The sequence below is a fragment of the Piscinibacter sp. genome (genome assembly GCF_050175855.1).
GTDB lineage: Bacteria > Pseudomonadota > Gammaproteobacteria > Burkholderiales > Burkholderiaceae_C > Piscinibacter.
The window spans coordinates 1-3,583 of sequence record NZ_JBFXIO010000465.1 but is presented as its reverse complement, the minus strand read 5'-3'; the positions used below and the strand labels follow the sequence as shown (position 1 = coordinate 3,583).

General features: G+C 72.1%; 3 protein-coding genes and 1 pseudogene. 1 reads left to right on the top strand and 3 read right to left on the bottom strand.

What is annotated here, in order from left to right; all coding sequences use genetic code 11:
* Window positions 1–1,570, top strand: a pseudogene (locus tag AB7U92_RS23945) (Rne/Rng family ribonuclease); the annotation flags it as partial.
* Window positions 1,571–1,588: 18 nt separating this feature from the next.
* Here AB7U92_RS23945 and nagZ read toward each other — a convergent pair.
* From nagZ to AB7U92_RS23930, 3 genes are all read right to left on the bottom strand, one after another.
* On the bottom strand, window positions 1,589–2,644 hold the full coding sequence (gene nagZ / locus AB7U92_RS23940; protein WP_428582835.1) for a beta-N-acetylhexosaminidase: 1,056 nt from the start codon (window positions 2,642–2,644) through the stop codon (window positions 1,589–1,591).
* On the bottom strand, window positions 2,641–3,042 hold the full coding sequence (acpS, locus tag AB7U92_RS23935; RefSeq protein WP_428582833.1) for a holo-ACP synthase: 402 nt from the start codon (window positions 3,040–3,042) through the stop codon (window positions 2,641–2,643). The genes nagZ and acpS overlap by 4 nt, the downstream gene beginning before the upstream one ends.
* Before the next feature lie 7 nt (window positions 3,043–3,049).
* Window positions 3,050–3,583 (bottom strand): pyridoxine 5'-phosphate synthase (locus AB7U92_RS23930; protein WP_428582831.1); only part of this gene is annotated, 534 nt, incomplete at its 5' end.

Genomic DNA, 3,583 nt, shown 5'->3' with positions numbered 1-3,583 from the left:
GACCAGCTTCCTGCTCAACGAGAAGCGCACCGAGATCACCAAGATCGAGCTCAAGCAGCGCGTGACCGTGCTGCTGGTGCCGAACAAGAACCTCGAGACGCCCAACTACCGCCTCGAGCGCCTGCGCCACGACGACCCGCGCCTGGAGAACCTGCAGGCCAGCTACACAATGGTCGACCAGCAGGAAGAGGAAGTCGGCTTCACCCGACGCGAAAAGGGCAAGGACAAGCAGGAGCCGGTGATCAAGGGCATCCTGCCCGACGCGCCGGCGCCGCAGCCCGAACCCAAGCCCGAGCCGGTGGCTGCCGCCCCGGTGGCCGCACCCGCGCCGGCTCCGATGGCCGCTGCGGCGGCTGCGCCCGCCGGCAGCGGCTTCTTCGGCTGGATCAAGCGCATCTTCGGCGGCGGCGAGGCCGCACCGGCGCCCGCGCCGGCGGCCGCACCGGCCGCAGCCCCTGCGGCCGAGCCGCGCAAGGAAGGTCGTGGCGAACGCGGCGAGCGCGGCGGCCGTGGCGGCCGCGATGGTCGCCGTGGCGAGCGTGGCGAGCAGCGCGGCGATGGCCGCAGCGGGCGTGAAGGCCGTGAGGGCCGCGAGAACCGCGAAGGCCGTGGCCGCCGTGGTGAGCAGCGCGCCGAGCGCCCCGAGGGCGAAGAGACCAGCGCAACACGCGCCGAAGGCGCCGGCGAATCGCGTGGCGAAGGCCGCCGTGGCGGCCGTGGCGAGCGCGCCGAGCGGGCAGAACGAGGGGAACGCGGTGAGCGCGGTGGCGAGCGCGCCGAGCGCCGCCCCCCGGTGGAAGCCGTGCCGGCCGATGCCGCAGCCCAGCCGCAAGGTTTCGTCGACACCGTGCCGACCGGGGAGCCGCCGGCCGAGGGCGAGGCCCAGGGCGAGCGCACCGGTCGCCGCCGTCGTCGCGGCCGTGGTGGTCGTGACCGCGAGGAGAACCGCGCCGTCGAGGGCGTGACCGAGGCGAATGGCAGCGAAGCGCCGGTGGCCGAAGCGGAAGTGCCGACCGAAGCGGCTGCCATCGAAGGCGCGGAAGCGCCGTCGACTGCCGGCGAAGGCGAAGAGCGTGGCGAAGGCCGCCGCCGCGGCCGTGGTCGCGACCGCCAGCGCCGTGAGCGCCGGGAGGAAGGCGCGCCAGTGGGCGAAACCGCGCTCGGCGAGGCCGTGACGGCCGAGGCCGAACCCGTCGCCACCGAGACGATGGCTGCCGAGGCGGCCCCGGTCGAGGCCGTGGCTGCGGTGGTTCCGGCCGCACCGGTCGTCGCTGCGCCAGTTGCTCCGGCACCCACGCCCGTGGCCGCGGCACCCGTCGTCGCGCGCGTCGAACCCTTCGTGCTGCCCACCGATCAGCTCGCGGACATCGCGCAAGCCGCCGGCCTGCAGTGGGTGAACTCGGATGCCGAGAAGATCCGTGCGGTGCAGGAAGCGATGGCCCGCGAGCCCAAGCCGGTGCACGTGCCGCGCGAGCGCAAGCCGCTGGTGATCGTCGACGAGGGCCCGCTGGTGCTGGTGGAGACCCGTAAGGATCTCTCGCAGATCACCCTGCCCTTCGACAGGGGCTGACGCCGGGCAACGCCTGCCTTAAGGCAGGCGTTCGAGAGATCGCTGGTAGGCGGGGTCGTGCATGAGCTCGTCCCACGACAGCGGATGGCTCTGCGGCAGCAGCTTCAACCGCCGTGCCTCGCTGTCGGGGTCGAGTTGCCAGCGGCCGTCATCGAGGCTGCGTTCCAGCCCGGCCAGCAGTTGATCGACCGCCGCGCCGCCATCGACCGACTGGTTGCACAGCAGCACCAGGTCGCAGCCGGCCGACAGTGCGATCGCCGCCGCCTCGGCGTAGCTCACCTCCACACCGCCGACGCGCCGCGCGCCTTCCATGCTGAGGTCATCGCTGAAGACCGCGCCGGTGAAGCCGAGCTGCTGGCGCAGGATCTCCTTCAGCCAGCGCGGCGAGAAGCCGGCCGGGTGCGCGTCGACCTTCGGGTAGATCACGTGCGCCGGCATCACGCTGGCCAGGCTGGTCGACAGCCATTCGTAGGGCTTGGCGTCGTCGGCGAGGATCGCCTTCAGGCTGCGCCTGTCGACCGGCACCTCGGTGTGGCTGTCGGCCTTCACGAAGCCGTGGCCGGGGAAGTGCTTGCCGCAGCTGGCCATGCCCGCGAGCAGCAGACCGTGCATCAGGCTCTTGGCCAGCAGCGTGGCCACCCGCGCATCGCGGTGGAAGGCGCGGTCGCCGATGACGCTGCTGCCGCCGTGGTCGAGGTCGAGCACCGGCGTGAAGCTGAGGTCGACGCCGCAGGCGCGCAATTCGGCGCCGAGCACGTGGCCGGCCGCGGTGGCGGCATCGGTGGCGGTGAGCGCATCATTCATCCACAGCTCGCCGAGCACGCGCATCGCCGGCAGGTGGGTGAAGCCGTCGGTGCGGAAGCGCTGCACACGGCCGCCCTCGTGGTCGACGCAGATCAGCAGGTCGGGGCGGATCGACTTGATCTCGGCGGTGAGTTCGACCAGCGCGCGTCGATCGGCCCAGTTGCGCGCGAACAGGATCATGCCGCCCACCAGCGGATGGGCGAGCCGGCGGCGGTCGTCGCCGTTCAGCGTGGTACCGGCGATGTCGAGGATGACGGGCGAGTGGCTCATGGTTTGTCCAGGGTTTCGACGACGACGAAGCTCGCCGCGTAGTCGGTTTCGTCGGTGACGCTCACATGGGCGCGCAGGCCGCGCTGCGCGAACCACTCGGCCAGCGCGCCATGCAGGCGGATCTCGGGCTTGCCGCTGGCGGCCCTGACGATCTCGCAGTCGCGCCAAGTCATCGGCATGCGCATGCCCAGCCCGATCGCCTTCGAGAAGGCCTCCTTGGCCGAGAAGCGCGTGGCGAGGTAGCTGATGCCGCGCGACTCGACCTTGGCCAGCCGCGCATGGAACACCTCGATCTCGTGCGGGCCCAGCACCTTGGCTGCGAAGCGCTCGCCACGTCGCGCCCAGGTCTCGCGCAGGCGACGGATGTCGCAGATGTCGGTGCCGATGCCGTAGATCACGCGGGCGTCAGGCGTAGGCGCGGTGGATGCAGCGCAGGTAGTCGCGCACCGTCTCGGGCAGGCCGAGCTCGAGCGCATCGGCGATCAGCGCGTGGCCGATCGACACCTCCTGCACGCCAGGCACGTTGCGCAGGAACTCGGTGAGGTTGTCGCGGTTGAGGTCGTGGCCGGCGTTCAGGCCCAGGCCTTCGGCCAGCGCCGCCTGCGCCGCCGCCGTGAAGCCGGCGAGCACCAGCGCTTGCTGCGCGGTGCCATGGGCACGTGCATAGCTCTCGGTGTAGAGCTCGACCCGGTCGGCGCCGGCCTCGCGCGCGCCGCGCATCTGCGAAGGCTCGGGGTCCATGAACAGGCTCACGCGCAGCCCCATCGCCTTGCATTCGGCTACCAGCGGGGCGAGGCGGTCATGGTCGTCGGGGAAGCGCCAGCCGTGGTCGGAGGGGGGCTGGTCGACGCGGTCGGGCACGAAGGTCACCTGGTGCACCGGCAGGCCGCGCTGGACGAGACCGCGCACCTCGTCCATCAGGTGGTGGAAGGGGTTGCC

Coding starts and splice junctions, on each gene's coding strand:
- nagZ (WP_428582835.1), bottom strand. CDS start 2,644: ATGAGCCACTCGCCCGTCATCCTCGACATCGCCGGTACCACGCTGAAC.